Annotated in this window: 13 protein-coding genes and 1 pseudogene; 10 read left to right on the plus strand and 4 right to left on the minus strand. The window is 59.0% G+C overall.

Annotation, left to right across the window (positions count from 1 at the left end):
- The 4 genes and pseudogenes from APR53_07465 to APR53_07480 all read left to right on the plus strand — a co-directional run bounded on the left by APR53_07465 (position 1) and on the right by APR53_07480 (position 5,081).
- A pseudogene (locus tag APR53_07465) lies at positions 1–404 on the plus strand.
- Entirely contained in the window at positions 389–2,038 is a 1,650-nt protein-coding gene (locus APR53_07470; GenBank protein ID KQC05458.1) for a hypothetical protein, read from the plus strand. Before APR53_07465 ends, APR53_07470 begins: the two are co-directional and overlap by 16 nt.
- Before the next feature lie 79 nt (positions 2,039–2,117).
- Entirely contained in the window at positions 2,118–4,001 is a 1,884-nt protein-coding gene (locus APR53_07475; protein ID KQC05469.1) for an ABC transporter substrate-binding protein, read from the plus strand.
- A gap of 12 nt (positions 4,002–4,013) precedes the next feature.
- Positions 4,014–5,081: a hypothetical protein gene (locus APR53_07480; GenBank protein KQC05459.1), complete on the plus strand. Its 1,068-nt coding sequence runs from the start codon at positions 4,014–4,016 to the stop codon at positions 5,079–5,081.
- 143 nt (positions 5,082–5,224) lie between these two features.
- Here APR53_07480 and APR53_07485 read toward each other — a convergent pair whose 3' ends face one another.
- From APR53_07485 to APR53_07495, 3 genes are read right to left on the minus strand one after another with little or no spacing between them, the layout of a single operon-like run.
- On the minus strand, positions 5,225–6,196 hold the full coding sequence (locus tag APR53_07485; protein ID KQC05460.1) for an ABC transporter permease: 972 nt from the start codon (positions 6,194–6,196) through the stop codon (positions 5,225–5,227).
- Entirely contained in the window at positions 6,193–7,068 is an 876-nt protein-coding gene (locus APR53_07490) for an ABC transporter permease (protein ID KQC05461.1), read from the minus strand. The genes APR53_07485 and APR53_07490 overlap by 4 nt, the downstream gene beginning before the upstream one ends.
- Positions 7,069–7,112: 44 nt before the next feature.
- Complete coding sequence (locus APR53_07495; GenBank protein KQC05462.1) at positions 7,113–8,429, minus strand: ABC transporter substrate-binding protein; 1,317 nt, start codon at positions 8,427–8,429, stop codon at positions 7,113–7,115.
- 301 nt (positions 8,430–8,730) lie between these two features.
- Between APR53_07495 and prpE the strand changes: the two genes are divergently transcribed.
- The 4 genes from prpE to APR53_07515 all read left to right on the plus strand — a co-directional run bounded on the left by prpE (position 8,731) and on the right by APR53_07515 (position 11,910).
- A complete protein-coding gene (prpE, locus tag APR53_07500; protein ID KQC05470.1) occupies positions 8,731–10,644 on the plus strand; it encodes a propionate--CoA ligase in 1,914 nt (637 codons plus the stop codon).
- 231 nt (positions 10,645–10,875) lie between these two features.
- Positions 10,876–11,337 (plus strand): GCN5 family acetyltransferase, encoded by a 462-nt coding sequence (locus APR53_07505; protein ID KQC05463.1) that lies wholly within the window; start codon positions 10,876–10,878, stop codon positions 11,335–11,337.
- Between the two features lie 94 nt (positions 11,338–11,431).
- On the plus strand, positions 11,432–11,677 hold the full coding sequence (locus APR53_07510) for a hypothetical protein (protein ID KQC05464.1): 246 nt from the start codon (positions 11,432–11,434) through the stop codon (positions 11,675–11,677).
- A gap of 32 nt (positions 11,678–11,709) precedes the next feature.
- Positions 11,710–11,910, plus strand: coding sequence for a hypothetical protein (locus tag APR53_07515; protein ID KQC05465.1), 201 nt, complete (start codon positions 11,710–11,712; stop codon positions 11,908–11,910).
- A 205-nt stretch (positions 11,911–12,115) separates the two neighbouring features.
- Here the strand turns inward: APR53_07515 and APR53_07520 are convergent, their stop codons facing one another.
- Positions 12,116–12,769, minus strand: a complete 654-nt coding sequence (locus APR53_07520; protein ID KQC05466.1) for a hypothetical protein — start codon at positions 12,767–12,769, stop codon at positions 12,116–12,118.
- Between the two features lie 181 nt (positions 12,770–12,950).
- Between APR53_07520 and APR53_07525 the strand changes: the two genes are divergently transcribed.
- On the plus strand, positions 12,951–14,366 hold the full coding sequence (locus APR53_07525; GenBank protein KQC05467.1) for an amino acid permease: 1,416 nt from the start codon (positions 12,951–12,953) through the stop codon (positions 14,364–14,366).
- Between the two features lie 252 nt (positions 14,367–14,618).
- Positions 14,619–15,416 carry a hypothetical protein gene (locus tag APR53_07530; GenBank protein KQC05468.1) on the plus strand — a complete coding sequence of 266 codons (798 nt, stop codon included), beginning with the start codon at positions 14,619–14,621 and terminating at the stop codon, positions 15,414–15,416.
- Positions 15,417–15,692 lie beyond the last annotated feature (276 nt).

Below are 15,692 nucleotides of genomic sequence, written 5' to 3' on the forward strand. Positions count from 1 at the left end.
TCTACTACTGCCCCACGGATCCCTCGACCTACGCACCCCTCATCGACGAAGCGACCTATATCGTCGAGATCGACGTGACAATTTCCCGTGTCGCGACCTCCGGCTTTGCGGTGATTGATGCCGCCCGCGGCGGAACCGCCCGGGCAATCATCACCGTCACCGCTCAGGATGCGGGCTGGTATGCGGTGGTGGTGAGCGGGGTGAACAGCGGCGGCGACAGCCTTGCAGGCATCGCCACGGTCAGGCTTGATGCCGGTATTCCCGTGGAGATCCCGGTGCTCATCGCCGTGCCGCAGCAGGCCCAGACGGGTGCATATACCCTCTATGCCGGTATCTACACGCTCGACGATTACCCCGATGACATGCTCTGCCACTGCGAGGGATTGGAATGCGTCGTCTCCTGAGCGCGCTTCTCCTCACGCTCCTTTTCGCCTGCGCCGCACCATGCGCGGCGCTCTCGATGGAGACAAGCGGGGGCACGGCAGGCTCTGTCGTCACCGTCACTCTTGACGCACCGGCATTCATCACCTTCCAGATGAACGGCGGAGTTCCGGTGTATGCCTCCGGCACTTCCGCATCCTTCCTGCCCCGCAGTGCCGGCACTCTCACGATTTCCGCGGAAGCCGGCGGTGAGGCAGCAACCGCGGCCGTCGCCGTCACCGTCAGCACCGGCAGCAGTGGTGGAAACGGTGGAGTTGGTGGCAGTAGCGGCGGTGGCGGCAGCAGTGGCGGCATCAGCTGGAGGACCGTCACACTGGATAGCGGGACATTCGTCGTGACCGCTGACAACAGCGGCAAGCAGTATAACGTCTCCCGCCAGACCGCGCTCGGTGCGCTGGATGCCGCTCGCGTCAGTTATTCGGTGGAAGACAGCTATTACGACGAATACGGCTCCCTCTTCATCATCTCGGTGAGGGGAAGAGAGAATGGGGGCGCGGCCGGCTGGATGTATCTCGTCAACGGCGTGTCCCCCGTACAGGGATCCAATGCATACACCGTCAGTGACGGCGACGAGATCATCTGGTACTGGAGCGAGAGCATGTCCTCCACCTATGAGACCTCTGGCGACATCATCTACCTGAAAGCCCGGATCACGACGGTCGACACAACCAGTGGAACCGGAAATAGCGACGATGAGATCAGTAGCGGAACCACCACCAGCGGCGGGAGGACGACGGAACACTTCCTCCTCGGCCTGCCCGAGGGGGCCACTCTCACCCTTGCCGAATGGGGAGAGATCTTCGCCCTTAATCTTTCAGAGGCAAAGGCAGCCGGAGAAACGATCACTTTCGACGGCAACGATATCATCACGACACGCAGCAACGTCGCCATGACCATTCGCCTCTTCGATTTCAAGAAGGATGGTGACGTCCTCACGGGTATCATCGAGAAGATTACCATCGACATTACACCGGTCACTTCCGACTTTTCCGGCATCGGAGAGGTAGCCGGGTTCTTCACCGCCGACCTCCATATCGTCCCGGTGGACAGCCCGATCACTGCCACTTTGCTGGAAAAACTCACGGATGAGACCAGGACCGCGTGCATCGGCGCAGCTTCCCGCTCCGGCAAGGCGATCACATCCTTCGCCTTCGGCATGGAGATCACCACCGGCAACCTTGAAGACGGGACAGACATCGGGACTGCGATCGTCCGTATGGCCGTCAGGCCGGAGTGGGTGGAGGAACACGGCGGGACGGGCACCATACAGATCCTGCACCGGACGGACGATGGCAGCATCGAGATGCTGGCGACCACCATGGTTGGAAAGGACGAGGCGGGACGGATGATCTTCGAGGCAATCTCACCGAACGGACTCTCCCTCTTCGTACTCACAGCCCTCGGCGAAGAGACGAACGGAACGCCGCCGGAGCTTGGCAGTCCCCGGTACTCCGATTCTCTCCTGTCCGCACCCGGAGAATCAGCGGCAGGGATGGGAGATACCTCCCTGATGATACAAGGCGGCCTTGCACTCCTCGTCGTCAGCATTATCGGCGTCGGGCTGTACGGATTCAGGAGAAAGAACTATGAACGGTAGAGGGGTATGCACTGTCATCCTCTCTCTTCTTCTGATTGGAACAGTCGCTGCTTTCCCGTATGCACACGATGACAGCGAGATCGCCCGGGCGCTCGACTACCTGCATACCTGCCAGAACGACGACGGCGGGTTTGGGGAGGCTGGAAGGGCGAGCAACCCCGGCACCTCGACGTGGGTTATCATGGCCCTCGCCTCCGCCGGAGAAGATCCGCGGGAGTGGCGGGCGGGCGGCAGCTCGTCGATGGATTACCTCAGGGATATTGCTGAAGAGACGGTTGCCATCGACGGCACTGCCGAGACAGCAAAGATGGTGCTGACGATAATTGCCGTCGGAGAGGACCCCGGAATGTTTGAAGGCACAGATTTCGTGGAACTCCTGAGGGCAAAACAGCAGTCCGGCGGCCGGTTCGGCGACCATATCTACACAACGAACTGGGCGATCCTGGCCCTCGCCGCGGCAGGTGAAGACACCGCATTCTCCGTTGCATGGCTGAAGAACCAGCAGAACGGCGACGGCGGTTTCGGATGGACGCCCGGAGCGGAGAGCGATTCCGACGATACCGCATCCGCCGTTATGGCGCTTATCGCCGCCGGAGAGCCCCGGACATCTCCGGTAATCCAAAAGGCGCTCTCATTCTTCAGATCCGTCCAGATGGACGACGGGGGCTTCAATTACGGGGGGTCCAGCGGCTCGAATTCCGCATCCACCGCGTGGGTGATTCAGGCACTGGTCGCCGCGGGGGAGAACCCGACCGCCTGGCAGAAGAACGGCATCGATGTCATCTCCCACCTCATCTCCTATCGGCAGCCCGAAGGATACTTCAGATGGACACCGGTGCTTGCTGACAACCCCTGCCGGATGACCGCAAGTGTGGTGACGGCACTGCTGGGGATGCCCTATCCCATCACACCGGATCAGACCGCACATGTGCAGGCGGCGAGCACCACTCCCGCAGCAACTCTGGTGCCCGTTACACCTTACCCGGCGCCTCCCCCCGGCGTTTCCGGCGGGGATGACCGTGTCGTCACCGTCACCGATGACTTCGGCGAGACGGTCACCATCACCGGCACCCCTCAGCGTATCGTCTCGCTCGCCCCGGCGAATACGGAGATACTCTTCACACTCGGCCTCGGCGACCGCGTGGTCGGCGTCACCGACTACTGCAACCACCCGTCGGAAACCGCTGCGATAGAAAAGGTCGGGGGCTACAGCACGGTCAACGTGGAGAAGGTTGTCGCCGCACGGCCCGACCTCGTCATCGCAGCCTTCGGAAATACCGAGGAGGTCGTCAGCCATCTCAGATCCCTCGGCCTCACCATCATCGCTTTAAATCCGGAGAGCATCGACGACATCATCGACAATATCCGCCTCGTCGGCACTGCCACCGGCACCGGGGAAAAGGCGGAGGCCATCGCCGCAGACATGGAACGTCGTATTGCAGCGGTGGTCACCGCACGCGATACCCGGGTGGCTGATCGGCCTTCCGTAGTCCACCTCGTCTGGTACGATCCCATCTGGGTAAGCGGGAGCGGGACTTTTCAGGACCAGATGTTCGAGATGGCGGGGGGGACAAACGCCTTCCCCGGCGTCAATGGCTGGGAGATCGTCAGTCTTGAAGAGTTCGTCACCACAAATCCCGACATCATCCTCGTCAACTCGGGTACGGGAATGGGGGAAAGCGGCTACGACCTGATCTATACCTATGTCATGAGCGAACCCCGCTTTCAGGGACTTGCGGCTGTCAGGAACAGCCGGGTTTACGTCGTCAATTCCGACATGATTGACCGCGGGGGACCGCGTATCGTCGATGCCCTCGAGCAGGTGGCAGCGGACATCCACCCCGAGATCTTCGAGGCCCCGGAGAGCACGCCCACCCCCGCACAGAAGGCTTCCGGATTCGGAGGGATCGCCGCGCTCATGGTGATCGGCCTTGTGCCGGCGATAAGGGCGGGAAAGAGGTGACCGGAGGCGGGCATGATGAAAAGATATTCACCTCTCATGCTTATTCTGATCCTCTGCGCTCTCTGCACCGGCCCTGCAGCCGCCGATCTGCTGATGAAGCCCTCCGGATCCTTTATGACCGGATCCCGGGTTGATGGAATCGCCATCACCCCTGACGGGAACCTTGCCTCCGCGACGTTCAGCGATAAGCTCTGTCTCGTTGATGCCGGTGGCACGCTCCACGGCATCGTAACGGTCGGCACCCTCCACGATGTGACGATCTCGCCGGACGGGGAACATATTGCGGTGGCGGCGGAGAAGGTGAGGGTTTTCGACAGGAATCTCACGGAAGTATGGTCCTGGCACAACGGCTACATTGCCTACTCGATTGCGTTTATTGAGGGCGGCGAGGCGATCCTTGCCGGGTTCGACGACCGGACACTTCGCCGTCTGAACGTAGACGGCGATGAAGACTGGAACATTACTCTCAGCGCCGATCCGGTCAGCGTCGCAGCGACACCGGCGGGGGAGTACGTCATTGTGGGAACAAAGACGGGAAATCTCTGCTTTTTTAATGCCGGGCAGCGTGAACTCTGGTGCTACCGCCTCGGGAGCCAGCCGGTATCAGCGCTCGCCGTCTCCGACGATGCGAAGACGATCGCCGCCGCCTCACAGGATGATATGCTCTATGTCTTCAACGTCAACGGCAGGCTCATGTGGGACTCTCCGACCGGCGGAGCACTCCGCGACCTCGCGGTCTCATCCGAAGGAGACCTTATCGCAGCGGGCGGCGATACTGTCCGGATCTTCGCGCGGAACGGAACACTGCTCTGGGAAGAGCCGTCCGAATCCCCGGCAGCCGCCGTTGCACTCTCGGGTGGAGGTGATACCCTGGCCGCCGGCGGACGGGATGCCATCACGTTCTTCCGCGCTTCTCCCCCGTCCTCTGCCGCACCACCAGCACCGGGCGAGACCGCGGATCCCCCAGAACCGGCTGCGCCGGAAGAGCTCCCCATTCCCGGACCGACAGAAGCCTCAGGGCCCTCCGTATTCTGCGCTCTCAGCGCCATCGGCCTCGCACTCGTTTCCCGGCGCCGGTAATCCCCGGTCGTATCAGGCCCTCTTTTTTCCGTGCCGACCGGGGTTTGAAAAAGGTGATGCAATCTCTCCCGCAGGGCCGGGCAGGTCCGACGGGCTGCCCGGGGACGGGTACGGAAAAGCCGCCTCGATCGGGAAAAAGTATTTTACCGCGGATTCCGGCCGCTATCCACCATTCTTCCGTACTTCTCCACGAGCGAGACAAGACCCCGCGGGAGATAGATGATCGTCAGGATAAGAAGTGCGCCGATGATGATATACCGCTCATAGGTAAGCCCCGCGGCATTGAGCCCGTCCCAGAGAAGACTCACGACAATCGTCCCTATGACCGGCCCCGCAAGTGTTCCGAGGCCACCGGTGATGGAGTAGATGACCGGCCAGAACGAGAGATTCACGCCGAAGATCTCCGGCGTTATGTAGCCGAAATGGTGGATTTCAAGCGCCCCTGCAATACCGGCGATATAGGCGCTGATGGTGAATGCGAGCAGTTTGAACTTCACGGGATCGATGCCTGCCGCCCGTGCCTCCAGTTCATTCTCCCGGATTGCCGCGAGTGCAAGGCCGATTCGTGATTTCAGAACCAGATGAATTGCCATGAGGGAGAGGATGGTGACGATGAGGATGGAGTAGTACTCCCAGAGAAGATGGTAGGGAATGGTGCTCGCGATCAGTTTCGGAACCGCATAGCCGTCCCACCCCCCGGTAACCGGCGAAAGCATGCTCACGATGACTGTCTGGATGATAATGGCAAACCCGAAGGTAACCATGGCGAGGAACCATTCCCGCAAGCGTACGCATGTGAGCCCGATGAGCAGCCCGATCAAGGCGCTGAATGCCGCACCGGCGAAGATAGTGATATAGGGCGAGAGGCCGCTCTGCAATGCAATCAGGGACGATGCATAGCCGCCGAGGCCGAAGAACGCCGCATGGCCGAGCGAACCCTGTCCGGAATAGGTGAGCAGGTTCCATGCGGAGGCATAGATGATGAAGATCAGCATCAGGATCAGGACTGTCAGGATGTAGAGATTTGTCACGGGAAGCAGGGGAAGCACGACGCCGGCGGCGATTGCCCCGGCGATCAGGCAGGTTTTCGGGGTTGGCCGCAAGAACGCCGTCATTCACCCTCCTCCCCGAAGAGCCCGGTCGGCCGGAAAATGAGCACGATGATGAGGAGAACAAACGATATCGCATCTTTCCATGCTCCTCCGAGCGTGAATGTCGTCATATTTTCCACGATTCCGTACAGGAGCCCCCCGACGATGGCGCCGGGAATGCTGCCGAGACCACCCAGGATAACGATTGCAAACGCTTTAATCGCCGGAATTGATCCCATGTACGGATTGAAGACCTGCCCGCTCACCGCCCAGAGTGTGCCCGCCGCGGCGGCCAGCCCGGTCCCGATGCCGAAACTGATCATGTCCATTCGTTCGACATTGATGCCCATGAGCATGGCACCCTTCCTGTTCTGGCTGGTCGCCCTGATGGCCTTGCCGAGATGCGTTTTCCGAAGAAAGACGTAGAGGCCGGAGAGAATTGCAACGGTGAGAATGATGATGATCAGGTAGTCGAGGGGCAGCTCCAGCACGCCGAGTGAGACGGTGACATCGACAAAAGGACTCTGGATAATTCTCCATTCGTCGGTCCAGATGAGGGCGACGGCGTTCTGGAAAATATAGATCAGCCCGAGGCTGACGAAAATTTCATTCAGCTTCCCCGTGCCGAGGATCGGGCGGAAACAGAGGCGTTCGATGATGATTCCGGTGACGATAAGGACCGGCATCGTGGCGAAGAGCAGCACGTAGGGATTGAACCCCGTCAGTGCGACGAAGATAAAGGTGATGTACGCACCAACCATGAGAAATTCGCCGTGTGCGAAATTCACGATCTTCATCACGCCGAAGATGAGGTTCAAGCCGGTGGCAAGAAGGATGTAGATGCAGCCGGCATACAGCCCCCAGAATACGACCTGAATAAGAATGCCGATGTCCATGACTGCTTCATCCCCGTCCGGCGAATGGCATGAAAAATAAGGAGTTAGTCACTCCCCGGCGTGTACCAGTCGGGGATGACGAGATCCGTTTCCTTTAAGCTGTCCGGCCAGATAATTCTGGGCCGCGGCTCACCGGCACTCTCATCCCATATCAGCTGGGACATATAGAGATCAAACGCACTTACGCGGTAGTCATCCGAAAAGGTGATCACCCCGTTTTTCATGGCCTCGATCATCTGGGGCATCTCAATCGCGTCGAGTGCGTCACGCACCGCCGTCTTGTCGAGGGTCCCGGCATTCTCAATGGCCTCTGCCGCGACATATACCGCTTCGTAGGTCGCAGCGCCCATCATGCCGGGGAAGCCGTTCCACCGGGCATCGAAGGCTGCCACAAAATCCGTGACCGCAGATGCCGTCGGTCCGTTCGGCACTGCATACGGGCTGAACCGGCTCTCGAGCAACGAGAATTCGCCGTACCGGCCGACGCCGCTGTAATAGTCGGGGTCGTCATTGGGCTCGATGGTCAGGAAGATCGTGTCAAGCCCGACATCCCTTCTCGCCTGCTGGACAAGCGGAATCTGCTCGTTTAAGAACGTGACCGCATAAACGGCATCCGGCTGCTTCGCCTTGACAGCCGTGAGAATAGTCCTGAAATCAGACTCTCCCATCATAAAGCTCTCTTCCGAAACCACGTCGACATTCAGGTCGTTGTTTTCGATGGTCGCATGAATGGCGCTCTGGTGGCCTTTCCCGTACGGGCTGTCCTGGTAGATGATGGCGAGCCTCAGCGGCCGGTCGTCCGAAAACCCGAATTTCTCGTTGATTGCCGGGCGAAGGACATTGCCGGCAAAGAGCGTGGTCACGATCGAGGAATCGTCGGACGAGGGGCGAAGATAGAACATGTATGAGGTGTCGATGTCGTCCCGGTTCGACACAGCGGTGCTGGAAGCCCCGGAGATAATATAGGGCACCCCGTAGTCGGCGACGATTGACTGGTGGGCCATGACGACCGCACTCGAGAACCCGCCGACGAGCAGGTCGACATTATCCTGGGTAATAAGCTTCGAAACAGCTTTCATGCCTCCCTCGCGAGTGGATTCGTCATCGCCCTGGATCACTCTGATAGGAAGGCTTTTGCCTATGTCCGCGACATAGACGCCCCCGTTCGCGTTAATCTCTTCTGCAGCGAGAAGGGCCGACTGCCAGATGTCGTTCCCCGTCGAACTTGCAGAGCCGGTCATCGACGCCACGACACCGACCCGGATCGCCTCGGGTGTCGTGGTCTGTTCACTGCACCCTGCACATGCTATGGCAATCACAATGATTGCGACTATCATCGGAAATTTACGGCTCATAGTCATATCCCCCGTAGATCATGCCACGTCATAACATGGCACGCTATATGGTAACATGGCTGTAAAAAGTATTTAAATCTGTGCTTTGCACGAAGCGCGTCCCGGCGGAAATCGCTCCGGGATGTCCGGGCCCCCTGCACCGGATTTTCGTATCCATGACCGGGACGGCCCACATTCTGAGGAGGTGCATGCTCCGGAAAACCATCATACGCCGCATACGGGCGGGCATCGGGACGGGATTCCTGCGGTGCATGCAGGGCAATGTGGTGCAGGGAAATTATTTACCGGCAATCTGCCATGCTATAACATGGCAGGCGGGGAAGTTCGTGCGACCGCGTATGATACGGCATACCGGGATTCCATCGAGGATCCCGGCGGATTCTGGGGTCAGGCTGCAAGGGACGTGCACTGGTTCAGGCAGTGGGATACGGTCCTTGATGATTCGGATACCTCGTTCTCCCGGTGGTTTTCCGGCGGAGTCCTGAACACCTGTTATAATGCACTCGACATGCACGTCGAACAGGGACGGGGCGAACAGGCCGCCCTGATCTACGACAGCCCGGTTACGGATACGGTCCGGCGATACACCTACCGGGAGCTGCTCGACATAGTGGCACGGTGTGCCGGAGGGCTCACGGATCTCGGAGTCGGGTACGGGGATCGTGTCGTCATCTATATGCCGATGGTTCCGGAGGCAGTTGTGGCGATGCTCGCCTGCGCACGGATTGGCGCGATCCATTCGGTCGTATTCGGGGGCTTTGCCGCACGGGAGCTCGCAGCGCGGATCGCCGATGCACGGCCGAAGGTCGTGCTGTCGGCCTCATGCGGCATCGAGATCAACAGGATCATATCCTACAAGCCGCTCCTCGATTCCGCTATCGCGATGTCGGAGCACAAGCCGGATCACTGTGTGATCCTCCAGAGGCCCGAACACCTCGCAGCCCTGACCGGCGAAAGGGACCGCGACTGGGAGACGCTCCGGCATGCCCGGCCGGTTCCGTGCGTGCCGGTCACGGCAACGGACCCCCTCTATATTCTCTACACCTCCGGGACAACCGGCGTTCCGAAGGGCATCCTCCGGGACAACGGGGGGCATCTGGTCGCCCTGAAATGGAGCATGAGGAATATCTACGATATCAGTCCCGGAGAGGTCTTCTGGGCCGCATCCGACGTCGGGTGGGTGGTCGGGCATTCGTATATCGTCTATGCGCCGCTCGCAAGCGGGTGCACGACCATCCTGTACGAGGGGAAATCGGTGGGAACTCCCGATCCCGGCGCATTCTGGAGGGTGATCGAGGAGCACGGCGTGTCCGCACTCTTCACGGCACCGACCGCATTCCGGGCCATCAAGCGGGAAGACCCGAACGGTGAATACATCCGAAAATATGACCTCTCCGGATTCAGGACGCTCTTTCTTGCGGGAGAACGGTGTGATCCCGACACGCTCCGGTGGGCAGCCGAGCTCCTTCACGTCCCGGTCATCGACCACTGGTGGCAGACCGAAACGGGATGGGCGATCGGGGCGAATGCGGTCGGTCTCGGCATGCTGCCGGTAAAACCGGGATCCTGCACGAAGCCTGTGCCGGGGTACGTCGTCCACGTGCTCGACGAACACGGGCGGCCGGTACCCCCGATGACAACCGGAAACATCGCCATCAGGCTGCCGCTGCCCCCGGGGTGCCTTTCAACGCTCTGGAACAACCACGGGGATTATACGCGGACGTACCTCTCGGAATACCCCGGCTACTACCATACCGGCGATGCCGGCTATATCGATGAAGACGGATACCTGTGGATCATGAGCCGGACGGACGATATCATCAATACCGCAGGCCATCGCCTCTCGACCGGGGCGATGGAGGAGGTGATCGCATCCCACCCCGATGTGGCCGAGTGCGCCGTGGCAGGGGTGGCGGACCCGGTCAAGGGAGAAATCCCGATCGGCCTTGTCGTCCTGAAAGCAGGAGCAGGGAGGGAGACGGAGGAGATACGTGCTGAGCTGATCCAGCGCGTGCGGGATACGATCGGACCGATTGCGTCCTTCAAAGTCGTGGGCATCGTGCGGAGGCTTCCCAAAACGCGGTCAGGCAAAATCCTCAGGGGCACGATAAAAAAGATGGCCGACGGCGAATCCTTCTCCGTCCCGCCGACTATCGAGGACCCGGCGGTGCTTGACGAGATCCGGGCCGTGCTCAGCCGGATCGGGTTTCCCCGCCGGTGATTTTTTTATGAGGGGAGTGCCCGGAAGAACGCGGAACACTCTTACCCTCCCTAACCGTGCATGCCGGGTGCATGCGGATTCTCCGGGTGTGACGTCATATGCACGCCGATACTATAGTATCGCCGGTCTCTCCGATTCCATTCACCCCGGATATACAGCTGACAGAAACACGGTTCCCCGGACAACCACCACGCCTTTCACGCTCCGCACCCCACCATTACAGGATCGCTCATGCCGACCGTCACCATCGAAAAAGTGGATCATGCCAGTTTCGACGAATTCCTGAATCTCATACAAAAACTTGCGGAGTACGAACATCTCGCGCCACCCGACGACGGGGCGAAGGAGCGGCTGAAAGCCGACGCCCTTTCCGCCCGCCCACGCTACGAGGCATATCTTGGATACGTCGACGGCATCGCGGTGGGGTACGTCACGTTCTACTTCACCTACTCGACGTTCCTCGCCCGCCCCACACTCTTTCTGGAGGATATCTTCGTGCTCGAAGCGCACAGGAATACGGGCATCGGGAGAGCTTTGTTTGATTTCTGCCGCGGAGAAGCCGCCCGCCGGGGGTGCGTGAGGCTGGACTGGACGGTGCTCACATGGAACGAGCCGGCCATCAGGTTCTACGAGCGCTGCGGAGGGATACGGCAGGACTGGTACCTGTACCGGATAGAGGGTGACCGGTTCTGAGGTTTCACCACGGCTAAAATACGCTCTGGCTCCCGTTTTCCGCACTTTTTGCCGTCCTTCATATCAAAGCACCCTTACTCCATATAAAATTTATTTGTGTGAAAATATATATCTCATGAGATTTTATATCGCACCGGTGATTGTCATGGAATGTCCCCATACCGCCCATCCCTCCGGGAGCCAGCTCGAGGAGATCAAGAAACTTGAAGAGAAACTGGGAGTGATTCTTGTCGCCTACGACAGGGTTCCTCCGTACAAGAAACTTGATTCCCAGTCCCTCTTAAAGATCCAGTCCCTGGAAAAGGACACCGGATCGATCCTGATCGCCTACGAGGCCTGAAAAATTATTCCCCATCTTCCTGATGGCGGACCATGCCGGTACCGGGTGGTATACATTACCGGTATAGCCCCGCATCCGGTGCCCCCGATCCCGAAAGCCGTCCGGCACGAATGAGCATCTTCACGGATCTCATTCCCCCCGGCTCTCTTCTCCTGTGGGCAGGGAACAGGTACGGGATATACGGGCTTCTCCACACAGGTGTATTCGGGAGGGAGTATGAGTCGGTACGGTGACCGACGGTCTGTACTCCGGGGGAACCTATGCTGCCGGCACGAACGTGACCGGCTTTACGATCTCCGGCATCGTACCGTATGCGAGCTCATCTGGTGCGGGGCAGGCCGGAGGCGGGTTTTCCGGCGGCATGCGACGTTGAACGGGTGATCCTGCCCGGGCAATACTGCCGAAGGAAGAAGGGGGATGAAAAAGGGAACGGACGGCTTACCTGCCGAGCGCCCGCAGGAATGCACTCTTGTGGGCCTCGGATCCCTGCCGGAGGTTGTACCAGACCTGCAGGACATCGGTCCGCGTGGTATTGGCGATCGCCATGTCGAGATCGGCGATGTCGCGTTCCTCAACGGCAAGCCCGAGTTCGAGCGCATCGGTCAGCGATATTTCGCCCTGTGGCCCGAATTCGTCATACAACGACTGAATCACGGGACTATGATAGCCGGTCGCAGAGTTCCCGATCCTGTCTGACGGCAGGCCGTACCGGTCAATGAGCAGCTGTACTTCATAGATGTGCATCGTTTCGGAATCCGCGATATTTGCGAAGATGGGCAGCGTATACATGCCCGCCCAGCGGGTGTAGAGATCGTGCGCCAGCTGCTCTTCCTCCCGCATGAAGAGAATGTCCTCGATTTCCTGCTCACTCAGCGGGGAGGGATCCTCCCGGGGGAGGAGCGCAGGCATTGTCCCTGCTCCGGGGCCTCCGTTCAGTCCGCCGGGTTGAACCGCCCCCGGTTCCTGGCCGCCGTTCTGTACCGGGCCGGAGCCGATGTTCCGCGAAAAATCACCCATGCCGGCGAGAACAGCGGCGATGGCGATAATGACAACAACGGCCCCTCCGATCACGATTATCTTATTTTTCTCCATTGCCCTCACGATCTCCCGCTTGTGCGCCGCGGGATATAGTATTTTCCCATCATGTGAGGAGGGGGATTGGCGTGGCCCCGTCCTTTTGCCGGCATCAGTTCCCCTGAGATTTTCGGGGAACCGCGCCGGGAAGGGGCGGTGGATCCGAAACCTATACTACCTGTACAGCAGATGAACGGGTATGCGTCTCGCTGCCCTCCGGAACTCTCCGATTTTCAGGAAAAAACCTGTTGAAGAGCTGCTCAGGTCCGTTTCCCATGAAGGCGGGCTTTCGAAGGTGCTGGGCCCCCTCGATCTCATCCTGCTCGGGATCGGGGCGATTGTCGGCACGGGCATCTTTGTCATCACCGGCGTGGCGGCGGCATACTACTCGGGGCCCGCCCTGCTGATGTCATTCGTCATTGCGGGCGCTGTCTGCACCGTTGCGGCACTCTGCTATGCCGAGTTCGCCGCCATGGTGCCGGTTGCGGGGAGCGCATATACCTACGGGTACGCGGCGCTCGGGGAGATATGGGCCTGGATTATCGGGTGGGACCTGATCCTCGAATATTCCGTCGCAATCGCCGCCGTCGCCATCGGCTGGTCGGGATACGTCGTGGACATCATCCACGAGGCAGGGATCCTGCTGCCTGCCGCCTTCATCCACCCGCCGGGCGTGCCGGGCGGGATGATCAACCTGCCTGCCGTCCTGATTATTGCCGTGATTACCGCACTCCTCATCCGCGGCGTTAAGGAGAGCGTCCGGGTCAACACGGTCATCGTGACCATCAAACTCACCGTAATCGCCCTCTTCCTCATCCTCGGGATTACCCATATCAATCCCGGAAACTGGCATCCTTTTATGCCGTACGGATGGCATGGAGTCCTCACGGGAGCGGCAATCGTATTTTTCGCCTATATCGGGTTCGACGCGGTGTCGACCGCCGCGGAGGAGGTGCGCCGCCCGCAGTCGGACCTCCCTATCGGCATTGTGGGATCGCTCGCCGTGAGTACGGTGCTGTATATTGCGGTCTCCGCCGTGCTGACCGGTGTCGTCTCCTACCTCGCGTTTAAGAACACCGACGCCCCCGTCGCCTTTGCCCTCGAGTCGATCGGCTACACGTGGGGATCGGCCGTCGTTGCCGCGGGGGCGATCTGCGGCATCACCTCGGTGCTTCTCGTGCTCCTCTTCGGCCAGACACGCATCTTCTTTGCGATGGCCCGCGACGGTCTCCTGCCCGGTTTTTTCTCTTCCCTCCACCCGGTGTTCAGGACGCCCTCAAAAGCGACCCTGCTTGTGGGCTCCGTCACCGCCATCATTGCGGGCCTCCTTCCGCTCGAAGCAGTCGCCGAACTCGTCAATATCGGCACACTTGCGGCGTTCATCATCGTATCCGCGGGCATCATCGTCCTCAGGCGCACCCAGCCCGGCATCACCCGCCCGTTCCGGGTGCCGTTCGTGCCGTTCCTGCCGGTCCTCTGCATACTCTCCTGTGCGTACCTCATCTCGGCCCTGCCCACCATCACCCACCTTCGGTTCGTTGTCTGGCTGGTTCTCGGCCTCCTGATATATACGGGGTACGGCCGCGCTCACAGCACGCTCCAGAGGATGTTTTAACAGAACGTAGGAATTGAGTGATATACCAGCGACGTGCCGGTGGTCGTGATCAGCCCGCCGCCACCTCCGCACCGTTCTCGCAAAAATCGGAATGAATCTGATGTACTCGTCCTGTCACAGAGTGAGTGGTCATCAGGCATTTCGATTATTGTTTCAATATAATAAATTCTATATACGAAAATGTCTATTTCTGGGGTGTGGACATCACGGAGGGTACCGAATTTGCATCGATGTCCCGAAAAAGACGAAGGGGTGATCATGAAACTTAAAAGACTGAAAAAGGTGGTAATAGTTCTTTCCCTGCTCTGTGCCCTGCTTGCGGTAATCACACCCGCATCTGCGGTTGGTTCCTGGTCCTGGAGTGCCGGAGATCCGAATTATAACCCGGCAGTAACGCCCGATCCCGGTATATATCCCTGCATGGCCCATACCATCCCGGCGGATTTCCTGGGGATCAAAAAAAGCGATGGAAGCACGCAAACAACAACCTCATACGGTTCGAGCGGTGCGGTGGTCGGATGGGATGACACGTATGCAATGCCTTTCGGAGACGGGAACACAAACGGTGATGCCGCGGACGGTCTCTGGGTGCAGATCATTTTACCCGACAGCGGATGGTGGGACCTTGGTGCACAGTATGATAAAATTGTTGTAGCTACCAGCCAGGACCATGGACCGTATATCGGCGAAGGGCTTGAGTACCGCATCTACGGTGCGAATGGTCCGTTTGATGAGACCAATCTCGGAATGCAGGCGACGTGCATCGCAGTTTATCTGGATGGCTGGCGTCTGTTCAATGCCGCCGAGGATACAAACAACAATGGCTGGTGCAGTGACGATATCACCGCCATCATGGACCTTGGAGGTTCATACCGCTACGTTAAGCTCGTAGGCTGGCAAGCGAGCGCCGGACTTAATGAGCCCGAAGTAGACTGGATTGGTGGATACTGCCCGCCGCAGTGCGTCCCCGAATTCCCGAGCATGGCCTTACCCATCAGCATGATGATAGGCCTCCTTGGTATGGTGTTCGTACTCAAACGCCGGGATTGAAACAATCAATCTCGTTTTTCTTTTTTTAGAGATAAAATAGAAATCGGCAGATGAGCATTTCTCTTCCTATACTACTAATATCGCGAATGGAAGAAGATGCGATTTTCAAAAGGATCGTTATCTTATCTGAAGCACCGAAATGAGCGAAAGATCATTCACGATGAACAAGCATGCGCAAAAACTTTTCGCCAAGTTTGTGCAATAATATCACGATATCATTTAATGATTTGTGGGAAAAACAGCGTAATTCGATTTCCGAATAATTTCAATGAGTGA

Origin of the sequence: Methanoculleus sp. SDB (assembly GCA_001412355.1) — an archaeon.
Lineage (GTDB): Archaea > Halobacteriota > Methanomicrobia > Methanomicrobiales > Methanomicrobiaceae > LKUD01.